Source organism: Neisseria meningitidis (genome assembly GCF_022869645.1).
In the GTDB taxonomy this organism is placed as follows: domain Bacteria; phylum Pseudomonadota; class Gammaproteobacteria; order Burkholderiales; family Neisseriaceae; genus Neisseria; species Neisseria meningitidis.
The window spans coordinates 834832-849451 of the sequence record NZ_CP064367.1 but is presented as its reverse complement, the minus strand read 5'-3'; the positions used below and the strand labels follow the sequence as shown (position 1 = coordinate 849451).

Below are 14620 nucleotides of genomic sequence, written 5' to 3'. Positions count from 1 at the left end.
TTTTCTGGGCGCGGCGCATATGCCGGTTTATCGGGATAAGCGTTTGAGCAGGGTTTGCACGGTTTCCCGGCAGTTTGCCGATTCTACGGTAAAGTCGGCGGTTTGGCGGTAAACGGGGTCGCGTGCGGCGTAGAGTTCACGTAATTTCGCCAAAGGATCGGCAACTTGCAGCAAAGGACGGCTGTTGTCGCAGCGCGTGCGTTCGAGCAGGGTTTCGGGCGGGGCGTGCAGATAGACGACCGTGCCGCTTTTGCGGATAAGGGCGCGGTTTTCTTCTTTTAACACCGCGCCGCCGCCGGTGGACAGGACGATATGGGGCAGGATAACCAGCTTTTTGAGTATGGCGGTTTCGCGCGAACGGAATCCCTGTTCGCCTTCCATTTCAAATATGGTGGGGATGGGAACGCCGGCGGCTGCGGCGATTTCGTGATCGCTGTCGTAAAAACGGTAATCCAGCCGCTGCGCCATTTGCCGGCCCAGCGTGGTTTTGCCCGCGCCCATCAGTCCGATGAGGATGAGTTTGCCGTTAAAGTTTTTCATCACAATTCCTTAATGTTTGACACCCCGCCTTTCGGGGCGACAGGGTTCGGGCTTGTCGGGTTACGGCGGAATTTTATACGAAATCGGCAGGGCGGCGGTACGTTTGGAAAAATAACCCGACCATCCCGAACCTTTCTGATTTTAAGGACAAATAAAAGAAATCAGGGAGGTTTTTTATTTCAGGCTGTGTTTTGACAATCCGTTGATTTCACTTATTTGTCAGGAAAAGGCAATTATCTTTGCTTAGGTAAACAATTATCCAATTGAATATATTGAAGATAATATGTTTATCAATACTATAGTGGATTAACAAAAACCAGTACAGCGTTGCCTCGCCTTGGCTCAAAGAGAACGATTCTCTAAGGTGCTGAAACACCAAGTGAATCGGTTCCGTACTATTTGTACTGTCTGCGGCTTCGTCGCCTTGTCCTGATTTTTGTTAATCCACTATAAAGACCGTTGGGCATCTGTCGCCGTCATTCCCGCGCAGGCGGAAATCCGAACACGTCCGCACGGAAACCCATATCCCGTCATTCCCACGAAAGTGGGAATCTAGAACGCAGGGTTGGAGAAACCGTTTTATCCGATAAGTTCCTGAACCGACAGACCTAGATTCCCGCCTGCGCGGGAATGACGGGGTTTTAAGTTGCCGTTTTGGGTTGCTGTTTTTTGTGGAAATAACGAGATTCTAGGGTTGCAGAAACTTCTCCGAAACAACAAAAACCTCTCCGCCGTCATTCCCACGAAAGTGGGAATCTAGAAATGAAAAGCAGCAGGAATTTATCGGAAACGACCGAAACTGAACGGACCGGATTCCCGCTTTTGCGGGAATGACGAGGTTTTAAGTTGCTGTTTCGGGTTTCTGTTTTTTGTGGAAATAACGAGATTCTAGGGTTGCAGAAACTTCTCCGAAACAACAAAAACCTCTCCACCGTCATTCCCACGAAAGTGGGAATCTAGAAATGAAAAGCAGCAGGAATTTATCGGAAACGACCGAAACCGAACGGACTGGATTTCCGCTTTCGCGGGAATGACGGCTCAAAAGTTACGAGACGAAAAACAACCGGAACCGGACAAGTTGGATTCCCGCCTGCGCGGGAATGACGGCATTTCGGTCGCGGCAAAAAGCATAAAGAAAGGGCATATGCCGTAAAACATATGCCCTTATTTTGACGCATCAATAGCGCAGGCTGTTGCCGGCCGTACCCATAATCCTCGGGGTAATGAAAATCAGCAGTTCGCGGCGGTCGGTTTTTTTCCCGCGTGTTTTAAAGAGGTTGCCGATAACGGGGATGTCGCCCAACAGGGGGACTTTGGTCAGCGTATTACCGTTGTCTTCTTCATAAATACCGCCGACAATCAATGTGCCGCCGTTTTCAACCATAGCCTGCGTATTCAGGTTTTTGGTCGAAATACACAGAATCGTCTGATTACCGGAGGCACATTGCGCAGGCGAGTCCTTGTTGATTTTGACGGTCATAATGATTTGGCCGTCGGGCGTGATGTTCGGCGTAACGGTCAGCCCCAAGACGGCTTTTTTGAGTTCCGTGTTCGTGCTGCTGCCGCCGTTCGCGATTGAGGTTACGGTGAAAGGAATTTCGTAACCAGATTCGATTTTGGCCTCTTTGCGGTTTTGGGTCAGCACGCGCGGATTGGCAAGCGTTTTGGTTTTTGAAAGCGATTCGGATGCGGACAATTCCAAATTCAAGGCACCGGAGGAAATCGCGCGCACCAGCGAAATGCTGTTTGCGGCAGCGGTAATCGGCAGGTTGATTTTGGTTTCGGCCCCCCATTTATCGTCGCCGCCGAAGCCGGAGTTTACCCCCCAGCCGAATGCGCTTGTATCATTTTTCAGCTTTTTCTTGCCTGTCGCGCCGAATTTAACGCCCAAATCGCGCGAGAAGCCGTCTGCCGCTTCGACGATACGCGCCTCAATCATCACTTGTTGCGCGGGTACGTCCAATTCGTCAATCAGTTTGCGGAATTTTTCGATGACGCTGCGGGTATCGGTAACAATCAGGGTATTGGTGGCGGGATCGATCAGCACGCTGCCCCTGCCGCTGACAAGCGTATTGCGGTTTCCGGTTGTGTCGGCATTGTCCAAACGCAGGATGCTGCGGAATTCTTCCACATTTTTGTATTTCAATTGGAAGTTTTGTGAATACAGCGCGCCCAGATCGGCAATGTCTTTTTCCGCCTGTAAGAAGGCTTTGTCTTTGGCAAGCAGCTCGTCGCGGGGCGCGATGTTGACGATGTTCCCTTGTTGGCGCATATCGAGGTTGCGTGCCTGCATAACCAAATCCAAAGCCTGATCCCAAGGTACGTCTTTGAGGGAGAGGGTCATTTTGCCGTTGACGGAGTCGCTGGCAACAATGTTCATCCCGGATTCTTTTGCCAAAATCTGCAGGATGGTGCGGATTTCGACATCTTGGAAGTCAAGGGAGATTTTCCGGCCTGTGAAGGTTTTGGGCGCATTGTTCACGCCGCCTGACTCGAGGTTTTGTTTTTTCGGCAGGACTTGGAAGGTAAAGTATCCGGGCGCGGCGGATTTGTTGACGAGTTCCCAGTTGCCGGCTGTTGTGATAATCAGCTGGGTGTCGTTATTGAGGCGTTTCAGCGTAACCTTTTGAACCGGTGTTTTAAAGTCTGCCACATCCAAACTGCGTTGGAGCGTGGTCGGCAGGGTATGGTTTTTCAGCGTAACGATGATGTGGTCGTGCTGTTGGCTGATGTCGGGCTGCCCGGCAAAGCCCAATGCCGCCAATTCGATAATGCCGGCATTTTTGCCGTCTTTGCGGAAATCGATATTGGTTTGTTTTGCTGGTGCCGCCGCCTGTTGTTTTGCTGGTGCCGCCGCCTGTTGTTTTGCTGGTGCTGCCGCCTGTTGTTTTGCTGATGCCGCCGCCTGTTGTTTTGCCGGGCTGAACGGTGCGGATACGGATACTACGGACTCGGTAAACGGTGCGGCAGCCTGTTGTTTTGCCGGGGTAAAGGGTTCGGATACGGATACTGCGGACTTGGTAGACGGTGCGGCAGCCTGTTGTTTTGCCGGTGCGGCAGGCGCGGCTTTTACGGCGGGGCGTGCGGGGGCGGACACGGTATCGTCCGATTCGTTAATGAATATCCAAACTTTGTTCCCGCGTACTTCGGTATTGTATTGGCCCGGTTTGTTCAGATTCAGAACCAGACGCGCACGGCTGCTGTTTTGTGCGGCACTGATTTTGCTCAACAGAGGATCGGCATATTCGAGTACCTGTTGATCCATGGAAATGCCGGTTTGTTCAAAGTCCAAGGCGATGCGGGCCGGTGAGGAGGTTACGAAGCCGGTCGGGTTGACAATCTCTTTGTCAAAGCTGACTTTGACGATTTTCTGTTTGTTGGGCAGGGAGGAAACTTTGATGTCTGTAATGTTTCCTGCCGATGCTGTCTGAAAGGCGGCGGTTGCGACAAAGAGACCGGAAATGATTTTTGTCAGTTTGGTATTCATAATGGAGTAATCCTCTTCTTAATTTTGTTCTGCGGCAGGTGCTGCCGCTTGTTCGGTGTTTTTGTCGGAAGAATTCAACAGCAGTTCTGCTTTACGGGAAACCCAGTTGCCCGTGCTGTCTTCTATCAGCTCGTTCAGGACGATGCTGTCGTCGGTAATGCTTTCGATTCTACCGTAGTTTTGTCCCAAATAGTTGCCGACACCGACAGTGTAGACATAACCTTCAGCCTCGATGAAGCCGGAGACTTTCTGTCCAGACTTCAAAATGCCGACATAACGCATATTTTCCAAACTGAATTTTTCCAGCGTTTCTTTAATACGCTTGGTGTCGGGGGCATTTTCCCCTTTTTTGTCGGTTTCCATGCGGCGGAAGTCGAATGCGTTCGGCCCTGTAAGCTGCGGCGGGCTGTATACCGGCGCAACCGGCAGGGTAGGTGCTTGGAAAGGTATGATTTCTGCTTTGGCTTCGCGTCGCGTTTGTGCCATCCATTCGTTTAGGTCCTCAGAACCTTGGGAACACGCGGAGAGAGCCAGAAAGCTGATGAGTAAGGCATAGTGTTTCATGGTTTCCCTAACGTAAGTTATTTTTGCTCGGCATTTTGTGCCGCTTCTGCGGCAAGCTCTTCTACGGATTTTGCTTGGTAGGTGGTGGCAATGGCGTTGAGGTTCAGGATGCTGCTCTTGCCGTCAGGATTGCCGCCGTTTTCCGGAGATTGGGCGATTTTCAGCGACTCAAGGGTAATGATTCGGGAGAGGCTGCCGACATCGCGGGTAAATTGGCTGATCTGTTCGTAATTTCCGGTAATGGAAATGGAATAGGGTAATCTTTTGATGGGGCCGTCATCTACGGGAGGTTGGGGCATAACGCTGTCCAAGCGCAGACCGTTGCTCGAACCTGCCTGATGAAGCTCTTGAACCAGATTGGGAATTTCTGCATCTGTCGGCAGCTGTTTCAACATGATATCGAAGGCAGAGCGGATTGAGGCAAGTTCGTCCCTCAGGTTGTTCAGGCTGGCCGCGTCGATACTTTTCTGTTTGTAGGTGTTTTTCAGTTCGGTTTCTTTTGCTTCGTATTCCTCAAGGGATTCCATCTGGCTTTTGAACAATCCGGCATAACCGAGCCCCAGCACGGCGGCAACGGCCAGCAGGGCGATAAAAAGCCTGGCAGGAAGGTTGAGCAGGTGAAGGTTGTTGAGATCCAAGTTGGTTTTAGATGATTTAGAAGCCATTCAGTTTGCCTCCTGTGCGTTTCCCGAAGCCGGATTCTCTTTGGATTCGGCCGCCTTTACGATGGGTTGTAATGTTGCCTGAAGGGTAAATTCTTGATGCGAATTGTTTTTCTTGATGCTTAACAATTCGGGTTGCTTGAATATGCCGGTATTGGGCATCGCCCTCATCATGGCGGCAACGCGGTTGTCGCTGGATGTCCTGCCGCTGAGCCGATAAGAGTCGGCGGTAACGGCATCCAGCGAGGTCAGGTAGGTGCTTCCGGGGACGGCCTCATTCAGGCTGTCGAGGATTTTTGCGGCTTGGAGGCGTTTGAGCTGGAGCTCCTCGATTTTGTTTTTCTTAATCAGGAAGGCATCTTTTTCCTGTTTGAGCTTTTGTATTTCCGACAGCTCGGTATCCAAGTGTGCGATGGAGGTTTCCAGCAGCGTGTTTCTTTCCGACTGGTTATTGATCATATTGTCGATAAACAGGTAGGTTGCCGCAACGGCGGCAACGCCCGTCAGCACGGCACCGTACATCAGCGTTTTAAACTGCTGCTGTTTGCGCTTGTTCATCTCTTCCCTGTAGGGGAGGAGGTTGATTTTGATTAAATTGTTCATAATTATAATCCCCGTACCGCCAAACCGAACGCCCTGGTCAGTGTCGGCGCATCAAGTTCGAATTGTTGTTTGTCTGTTTTGAGGTTGTCCGCAAAATAACGCGCGGGATGGACGCATTGTACATCTGCATTGGTTTGTGAGGCGACGGTTTGGGCGATGCCTTCCTGGCGCGCCGCTTCCCCGGTCAGCAGGATATGCTTGATGTCGGTCATATCGTCTGCGGTCTGAGTGGTGTAATAAAACTGCAAGACCCTTTGTATTTCTTGGGTAATCTGCTGGTTGAAATAGTTTGCCACGCTTTCTTGGTAATCGGAAGGTTTTTGCGGGGAGTTGATGATTTCTTCCGCTTTTTCTTCTGTTACCTGATAGGTGCGCTGGATGAGTTGGTTGAGCTGTTCTTCGCTGACGGAGGTTTCCTGTTTGTATAGGATTTTTCCGTCTTGGATGACCAAGGCGTAGGTCTGTGCGGCATATACGCCGAAAATGGCGACTTTTTCGGCTGCAAGCTCGGGGGCGAAATGGTTTATCCATAGCGCGTAGGCGTTGTATTGTCCGAAAATGTCCACATCAAGCGCGGATAATTTCATACCGGCGGCGTTGAATGCGTCAATCAGGGGTTCGATTTCATCCTTTCTCGATGCGACGGCCAACACAGCTTCGCCGGCGGCCGATTGGGACAAGACCTGATAGTCGTAATTGGCTTCTTCGAGCGATATCGAGCTGACTTCGGAGATGGAGGACTCCACGAACCCCTGCAGGTCTAATTCTGCATCTTTGTCTGTGTAGGTCAATTGTTCGATGGTTGCCAGATTTTGCGGGACGGACGCGATGATGTTTTTGCACGAAGTACCCAGTTTGGCATAGGCTTGTTGCAAATATGTAACAAGTTGATCGTAATTTTGGACTTTATTGCCTTGAATGATATTCTTTGGTAATTTGGCAATGACGTATTTTTCCAATTGAATTTGGTTTAAACTACGTCCTGACAATTGGACCATTTTGATGGAATGCTGGTCGATATCGATGCCGATTGCCGCGCGGTTATTGAGTCCCGAAGATTTTTTAGGGAGCTTGGCATCTGTTTTTTTAGGGTTTTTCAAGCTTTTAAACAAGCGCATGATGAAAGTTCCTGCTTTATTTGTACAGTGAGTAACCGTTTCGGTATCCGTAATGGATTCCTTGTTCTTTACACATTGAAACCGTGCTTTGTAGAAATCGGTTGCTATTTTACTTTATTTAATACCAATAATGGTAAATTATTATTCAGCTATGATTAAAAAGATTTTAACGACTTGTTTTGGTTTGGTTTTTGGGTTTTGTGTATTTGGAGTGGGTTTGGTTGCCATTGCTATTTTGGTAACGTATCCGAAACTACCGTCTTTGGATTCTTTGCAGCATTACCAGCCTAAAATGCCGTTGACTATTTATTCGGCGGATGGGGAAGTCATCGGTATGTATGGGGAGCAGCGGCGCGAATTTACAAAAATCGGCGATTTCCCAGAGGTGTTGCGGAATGCGGTTATCGCCGCCGAGGATAAACGCTTTTACCGGCATTGGGGGGTGGATGTTTGGGGTGTTGCCCGCGCTGCCGTCGGCAATGTCGTGTCCGGCAGCGTGCAGTCGGGTGCGAGTACGATTACGCAGCAGGTGGCGAAAAATTTTTATTTGAGCAGTGAAAAAACGTTCACACGCAAATTCAATGAGGTGTTGCTTGCCTATAAAATCGAGCAGTCTTTAAGCAAAGACAAAATCCTCGAGTTGTATTTCAATCAGATTTACCTCGGTCAGCGCGCCTATGGTTTTGCATCTGCCGCGCAAATCTATTTCAATAAGAATGTCCGAGATTTGACTTTGGCGGAAGCCGCCATGCTTGCGGGACTGCCCAAGGCTCCGTCTGCCTATAATCCGATTGTTAATCCGGAACGTGCCAAGTTGCGCCAGAAGTATATTTTGAACAATATGCTCGAGGAGAAGATGATTACCGTGCAACAGCGCGATCAGGCGTTGAATGAGGAACTGCATTACGAGCGGTTTGTTCGGAAAATCGATCAGAGTGCTTTATATGTGGCGGAAATGGTGCGTCAGGAACTGTATGAGAAATACGGTGAAGATGCCTATACGCAGGGTTTTAAGGTTTATACCACGGTCCGCGCCGATCATCAGAAGGTGGCAACCGAGGCATTGCGCAAGGCTCTACGGAATTTCGATCGCGGCAGCAGCTACCGCGGTGCGGAAAACTATATCGATTTGAGTAAGAGTGAAGATGTCGAGGAGACTGTCAGCCAGTATCTGTCGGGACTCTATACCGTCGATAAAATGGTTCCCGCCGTTGTGTTGGATGTGACTAAAAAGAAAAATGTCGTCATACAGCTGCCCGGCGGCAGGCGGGTTACGCTTGACAGGCGCGCCTTGGGTTTTGCGGCCCGCGCGGTCAATAATGAAAAAATGGGGGAGGACCGTATCCGCAGGGGCGCGGTCATCCGTGTCAAAAACAACGGCGGGCGTTGGGCGGTGGTTCAAGAGCCGTTGCTGCAGGGGGCTTTGGTTTCGCTGGATGCAAAAACCGGAGCTGTGCGCGCGCTGGTCGGCGGTTATGATTTTCACAGCAAAACATTCAATCGTGCCGTTCAGGCAATGCGGCAGCCGGGTTCGACCTTTAAGCCGTTTGTCTATTCGGCGGCATTATCTAAGGGGATGACCGCGTCCACAGTGGTTAACGATGCGCCGATTTCCCTGCCGGGGAAAGGGCCGAACGGTTCGGTTTGGACACCTAAAAATTCAGACGGCAGATATTCCGGCTACATTACTTTGAGACAGGCTCTGACGGCTTCCAAGAATATGGTTTCCATCCGTATTTTGATGTCTATCGGTGTCGGTTACGCGCAACAGTATATCCGGCGTTTCGGCTTCAGGTCGTCCGAGCTGCCGGCAAGCCTGTCTATGGCTTTAGGTACGGGCGAGACAACGCCGTTGAAAGTGGCGGAGGCATATAGCGTATTTGCGAACGGCGGATATAGGGTTTCTTCGCACGTAATCGATAAGATTTATGACAGAGACGGCAGGTTGCGCGCCCAAATGCAACCTTTGGTGGCCGGGCAAAATGCGCCTCAGGCAATCGATCCGCGCAATGCCTATATTATGTATAAGATTATGCAGGATGTGGTCCGTGTTGGTACGGCAAGGGGGGCAGCTGCGTTGGGAAGAACGGATATTGCCGGTAAAACGGGTACGACCAATGACAATAAGGATGCGTGGTTTGTCGGTTTTAACCCTGATGTGGTTACTGCCGTATATATCGGCTTCGACAAACCTAAGAGTATGGGGCGTGTCGGCTACGGCGGTACGATTGCGGTGCCGGTTTGGGTGGACTATATGCGTTTTGCGTTGAAAGGAAAGCAGGGCAAGGGGATGAAAATGCCTGAAGGTGTGGTCAGCAGCAATGGCGAATACTATATGAAGGAACGTATGGTAACCGATCCGGGCTTGACGCTGGACAACAGCGGTATTGCGCCGCAACCTTCCCGACGGGCAAAAGAAGATGACGGGGGCGCGGCAGAAGGCGGACGGCAGGCGGCGGATGACGAAGTCCGCCAAGATATGCAGGAAACGCCGGTGCTTCCGAGTAATACTGGTTCCAAACAGCAGCAGTTGGATTCTCTGTTTTAAAGACTCCGCAAAATGCCGTCTGAAAAGTCTTTCAGACGGCATTTTAGATTTGGCAGTGGCAATTTTTTAAATGTTTGCGGTCGGTCAAGTGGGGGGAATACGGTTTCCGTATAATTGGGGTCAGTTTTCCTTTGGAGAGGAAGCGGCGGCATCTGCTGCGTCAAACCAGCTTCCGACAGTTCGGTTGGCCTCGTCAATACCTTGTTTTTTCAGGCTGGAAAACAGCTGTACGCTGATGTTTTGCCTGTCGGAATAAGGTTTGAGCAGTTTTTTGACTTGGGACAGGGTTTTTATCTGTTCGTTTTTGGATAATTTGTCGGCTTTTGACAGCAGGATGTGAACCGGTCTGCCGGTCGTGTGGAAAAAGTCCAGCATACGGATGTCGAGTTCTTTTAAAGGATGGCGGGCATCCATAATCAAAACCAGCCCGATAAGCTGTTTGCGCTGTTGCAGATAGTCGCCGAGCAGATTGACCCAATGTGCGCGTACTGCTTCGGGGACTTGGGCATAACCGTAGCCGGGCAAATCGACCATAAAATTGCCGTTCTGCAGCTCGAAGAAGTTGATATGCTGCGTCCGTCCGGGTGTTTTTGAAACGTAGGCAAGACGGACATGGTTGGTCAGGGTATTGATGGCACTGGATTTTCCGGCATTGCTCCTGCCGACAAAGGCAATTTCGAGCGGTGTGTCCGGCAGGTCTTTAAGGTGGTTTACCGTCGTGAAGAATTTGGCGTTTTGAAAAAGGTTCATGGGCATATCCTTGTTTTCCGCCGCCGTTTGTCCGACAGCAAAAATATGCGGTTGGTTTTATGTGAAACACAGTGGTAATTTAATGTAAATTTAGTATAGAATAACACGTTTGCAGAATCATCGGTTTTAATCGGGTCAAAAATCCCGTATTTGAATATAAAAAGAGCATTGTTGCGTTATCCAATGCTGTAATCAGGAGCACTCCATGAAACGATTGACTTTATTGGCCTTTGTTTTGGCTGCCGGTGCGGTTTCCGCATCTCCCAAAGCAGACGTGGAAAAAGGCAAACAGGTTGCCGCAACGGTTTGTGCGGCTTGCCATGCAGCAGACGGTAACAGCGGCATTGCGATGTATCCGCGTTTGGCGGCACAGCATACTGCTTACATCTATCATCAAACCATCGGCATCCGCGACGGTAAACGCACCCACGGTTCGGCAGCTGTGATGAAACCGGTGGTAATGAATTTGAGCGATCAGGATATTTTGAACGTATCCGCATTCTATGCCAAACAGCAGCCCAAATCCGGTGAAGCCAATCCTAAGGAAAATCCCGAATTGGGTGCGAAAATCTATCGCGGCGGTTTGAGCGATAAAAAAGTGCCGGCGTGTATGTCCTGCCACGGTCCGAGCGGTGCGGGTATGCCGGGAGGCGGAAGCGAAATTCAGGCTTATCCGCGTTTGGGCGGTCAGCATCAGGCATATATTGTTGAACAGATGAATGCCTACAAGTCCGGTCAGCGTAAAAATACCATCATGGAAGATATTGCAAACCGTATGTCTGAAGAAGATTTGAAAGCGGTCGCCAACTTTATCCAAGGTTTGCGTTAATTCCGCAATAGTCTGTTTTAGAGGCCGTCTGAAAAGTTTTCAGACGGCTTCAGGCAATTCTGCGATAAGTTTTTTCAATCGCAACCGTTGGAATCGATGCAGGCTGTCTTCATTGTCTTGAAATAAAAAGCATCAAGACAGTAGAATCGGGACGTTGTTTTCTGTTTGCCCAATTCTGCTTTCCCATATTCCTGATGGCGGAATAAACACACAATGAGTAAATCCCGTAGATCTCCCCCACTTCTTTCCCGTCCGTGGTTCGCTTTTTTCAGCTCCATGCGCTTTGCGGTCGCTTTGCTCAGTCTGCTGGGTATTGCATCGGTTATCGGTACGGTGTTGCAGCAAAACCAGCCGCAGACGGATTATTTGGTCAAATTCGGATCGTTTTGGGCGCAGATTTTTGGTTTTCTGGGACTGTATGACGTCTATGCTTCGGCATGGTTTGTCGTTATCATGATGTTTTTGGTGGTTTCTACCAGTTTGTGCCTGATTCGCAATGTGCCGCCGTTCTGGCGCGAAATGAAGTCTTTTCGGGAAAAGGTTAAAGAAAAATCTCTGGCGGCGATGCGCCATTCTTCGCTGTTGGATGTAAAAATTGCGCCCGAGGTTGCCAAACGTTATCTGGAAGTACAAGGTTTTCAGGGAAAAACCATTAACCGTGAAGACGGGTCGGTTCTGATTGCCGCCAAAAAAGGCACAATGAACAAATGGGGCTATATCTTTGCCCATGTTGCTTTGATTGTCATTTGCCTGGGCGGGTTGATAGACAGTAACCTGCTGTTGAAACTGGGTATGCTGACCGGTCGGATTGTTCCGGACAATCAGGCGGTTTATGCCAAGGATTTCAAGCCCGAAAGTATTTTGGGTGCGTCCAATCTCTCATTTAGGGGCAACGTCAATATTTCCGAGGGGCAGAGTGCGGATGTGGTTTTCCTGAATGCCGACAACGGGATATTGGTTCAGGACTTGCCTTTTGAAGTCAAACTGAAAAAATTCCATATCGATTTTTACAATACGGGTATGCCGCGCGATTTTGCCAGTGATATTGAAGTAACGGATAAGGCAACCGGTGAGAAACTCGAGCGCACCATCCGCGTGAACCATCCTTTGACCTTGCACGGCATCACGATTTATCAGGCGAGTTTTGCCGACGGCGGTTCGGATTTGACATTCAAGGCGTGGAATTTGGGTGATGCTTCGCGCGAGCCTGTCGTGTTGAAGGCAACATCCATACACCAGTTTCCGTTGGAAATTGGCAAACACAAATATCGTCTTGAGTTCGATCAGTTTACTTCTATGAATGTGGAGGACATGAGCGAGGGCGCGGAACGGGAAAAAAGCCTGAAATCCACGCTGAACGATGTCCGCGCCGTTACTCAGGAAGGTAAAAAATACACCAATATCGGCCCTTCCATTGTTTACCGTATCCGTGATGCGGCAGGGCAGGCGGTCGAATATAAAAACTATATGCTGCCGGTTTTGCAGGAACAGGATTATTTTTGGATTACCGGCACGCGCAGCGGCTTGCAGCAGCAATACCGCTGGCTGCGTATCCCCTTGGACAAGCAGTTGAAAGCGGACACCTTTATGGCATTGCGTGAGTTTTTGAAAGATGGGGAAGGGCGCAAACGTCTGGTTGCCGACGCAACCAAAGGCGCACCTGCCGAAATCCGCGAACAATTCATGCTGGCTGCGGAAAACACGCTGAACATCTTTGCACAAAAAGGCTATTTGGGATTGGACGAATTTATTACGTCCAATATCCCGAAAGAGCAGCAGGATAAGATGCAGGGCTATTTCTACGAAATGCTTTACGGCGTGATGAACGCTGCTTTGGATGAAACCATACGCCGGTACGGCTTGCCCGAATGGCAGCAGGATGAAGCGCGGAATCGTTTCCTGCTGCACAGTATGGATGCGTACACGGGTTTGACCGAATATCCCGCGCCTATGCTGCTGCAACTTGATGGGTTTTCCGAGGTGCGTTCGTCGGGTTTGCAGATGACCCGTTCCCCGGGTGCGCTTTTGGTCTATCTCGGCTCGGTGCTGTTGGTATTGGGTACGGTATTGATGTTTTATGTGCGCGAAAAACGGGCGTGGGTATTGTTTTCAGACGGCAAAATCCGTTTTGCCATGTCTTCGGCCCGCAGCGAACGGGATTTGCAGAAGGAATTTCCAAAACACGTCGAGAGTCTGCAACGGCTCGGCAAGGACTTGAATCATGACTGAACACTATAAAACCCTTCCGGAACACGAGCTGCTGATTCAGAAGTCTTTGATCAGCAATCTGAATCTTTGGGATTGGGTATTTGCCGTGCTGGTTTTTGCGGCTACGGTTTTCGTACAGACCCGTTCCGGTATGCATATGGACATTTACGAAACGGTCATGTTGTGGGCAAGTGCCGGTATTGCCGTGTTTTTGGGTTGGTTTTTCAAACCGATGCGCTGGTTTGTTCCTTTAAGCGTATTGCTTGCCTATGCCGCCGTCGGTTTGTATGGCGGCAACATCAAATCGGCAGAGATTTTCCTGTTGCGGTATTTCCTCAGCAGCCAGTCGGCGATCATGTGGCAGTGCGCCTTTGTCTTCTTCGCCCTGTTCGCCTATATTTCGGGCGCGGTTTTGGCAAGCGTAAAAAATGTGCCGACCAACACGCTGTTGGGTATGGGAACCGTGTTTGCATGGGTGTCTGCCGTAGCAGGCTTTACCGGTCTGCTGGTACGTTGGCACGAAAGCTATCTGCTCCGTCCCGATGCGGGGCATATTCCGGTTTCCAACCTGTATGAAGTGTTCATCCTGTTTTTGGTGATTACCGCGCTGATGTATCTTTATTATGAAGGTAAGTTCGCCATACAGAAATTGGGCGGCTTCGTGTTCGGCTTTATGGCGGTCGTGGTTGGATTTGTCTTGTGGTACAGCGTGTCCCGCGAGGCGCATACCATCCAGCCGCTGATTCCCGCGCTCCAGTCCTGGTGGATGAAAATCCACGTTCCGGCAAACTTTATCGGTTACGGCGCGTTTTGCATTTCCGCGATGCTCGGTATTGCCGAACTGGTTTCCCTGCGTGCGGAAGGAAAAGGCGGAAAACTGTGGCTGCCGCCGTCGGCATTGATCGACGAGGTGATGTATAAGGCGATTGCCGTCGGCTTTCTGTTCTTTACCATTGCCACCATTTTGGGTGCGCTGTGGGCGGCAGATGCTTGGGGACGCTATTGGAGTTGGGATCCGAAAGAGACGTGGGCGTTCATCGTCTGGCTCAATTACGCCGTTTGGCTGCACTTGCGGCTGGTTGCCGGTTGGCGCGGCAAAGTGCTGGCGTGGTGGGCGATTATCGGTTTGTTCGTAACCGCATTTGCCTTTATCGGCGTGAATATGTTTTTGAGCGGGCTGCATTCTTACGGAACGCTTTGATACGGTGCGACGATGCCGTCTGAACGGTCTTCAGACGGCATGTTCCGTTTTTGGGATACGGCAGTCGTGCCGAAATCCGCTAAAATACGTTTTTCAGTTTTTAACGGCAT

The 14620-nt window shown here is 50.2% G+C and carries 12 protein-coding genes; 4 read left to right on the top strand and 8 right to left on the bottom strand.

The window, feature by feature from the left end:
* Positions 1-27 precede the first annotated feature (27 nt).
* The 6 genes from IUJ45_RS04410 to pilM form a co-directional block, all read right to left on the bottom strand.
* Entirely contained in the window at positions 28-540 is a 513-nt protein-coding gene (locus tag IUJ45_RS04410) for a shikimate kinase (RefSeq protein WP_002222978.1), read from the bottom strand.
* Positions 541-1717: 1177 nt separating this feature from the next.
* Positions 1718-4027: a type IV pilus secretin PilQ gene (locus IUJ45_RS04405; protein WP_002261352.1), complete on the bottom strand. Its 2310-nt coding sequence runs from the start codon at positions 4025-4027 to the stop codon at positions 1718-1720.
* Between the two features lie 18 nt (positions 4028-4045).
* Positions 4046-4591 carry a pilus assembly protein PilP gene (locus tag IUJ45_RS04400; protein ID WP_002214522.1) on the bottom strand — a complete coding sequence of 182 codons (546 nt, stop codon included), beginning with the start codon at positions 4589-4591 and terminating at the stop codon, positions 4046-4048.
* A 17-nt stretch (positions 4592-4608) separates the two neighbouring features.
* Positions 4609-5256, bottom strand: a complete 648-nt coding sequence (locus IUJ45_RS04395) for a type IV pilus inner membrane component PilO (RefSeq protein ID WP_002214521.1) — start codon at positions 5254-5256, stop codon at positions 4609-4611.
* Positions 5257-5856, bottom strand: a complete 600-nt coding sequence (locus IUJ45_RS04390) for a PilN domain-containing protein (protein WP_002214520.1) — start codon at positions 5854-5856, stop codon at positions 5257-5259.
* A gap of 2 nt (positions 5857-5858) precedes the next feature.
* A complete protein-coding gene (pilM, locus tag IUJ45_RS04385; protein WP_002214517.1) occupies positions 5859-6974 on the bottom strand; it encodes a type IV pilus biogenesis protein PilM in 1116 nt (371 codons plus the stop codon).
* Between the two features lie 151 nt (positions 6975-7125).
* Here pilM and IUJ45_RS04380 point away from each other — a divergent pair, with 151 nt between their 5' ends.
* On the top strand, positions 7126-9522 hold the full coding sequence (locus IUJ45_RS04380; protein ID WP_002219786.1) for a penicillin-binding protein 1A: 2397 nt from the start codon (positions 7126-7128) through the stop codon (positions 9520-9522).
* A gap of 120 nt (positions 9523-9642) precedes the next feature.
* Here the strand turns inward: IUJ45_RS04380 and yihA are convergent, their stop codons facing one another.
* Positions 9643-10272: a ribosome biogenesis GTP-binding protein YihA/YsxC gene (gene yihA / locus IUJ45_RS04375; protein ID WP_002217904.1), complete on the bottom strand. Its 630-nt coding sequence runs from the start codon at positions 10270-10272 to the stop codon at positions 9643-9645.
* A gap of 205 nt (positions 10273-10477) precedes the next feature.
* On the opposite strand from yihA, the gene IUJ45_RS04370 reads away from it, so the two are divergent.
* The 3 genes from IUJ45_RS04370 to ccsB all read left to right on the top strand — a co-directional run bounded on the left by IUJ45_RS04370 (position 10478) and on the right by ccsB (position 14510).
* Positions 10478-11101 carry a c-type cytochrome gene (locus IUJ45_RS04370; protein ID WP_002214509.1) on the top strand — a complete coding sequence of 208 codons (624 nt, stop codon included), beginning with the start codon at positions 10478-10480 and terminating at the stop codon, positions 11099-11101.
* A 276-nt stretch (positions 11102-11377) separates the two neighbouring features.
* Entirely contained in the window at positions 11378-13330 is a 1953-nt protein-coding gene (locus IUJ45_RS04365) for a cytochrome c biogenesis protein ResB (RefSeq protein WP_002248760.1), read from the top strand.
* Complete coding sequence (gene ccsB / locus IUJ45_RS04360) at positions 13323-14510, top strand: c-type cytochrome biogenesis protein CcsB (protein WP_002214504.1); 1188 nt, start codon at positions 13323-13325, stop codon at positions 14508-14510. The genes IUJ45_RS04365 and ccsB overlap by 8 nt, the downstream gene beginning before the upstream one ends.
* On the opposite strand, the gene IUJ45_RS10965 is transcribed toward ccsB, so the two are convergent.
* Positions 14495-14620 (bottom strand): hypothetical protein, encoded by a 126-nt coding sequence (locus IUJ45_RS10965; protein WP_002214501.1) that lies wholly within the window; start codon positions 14618-14620, stop codon positions 14495-14497. The two genes, ccsB and IUJ45_RS10965, sit on opposite strands and share 16 nt — an antisense overlap.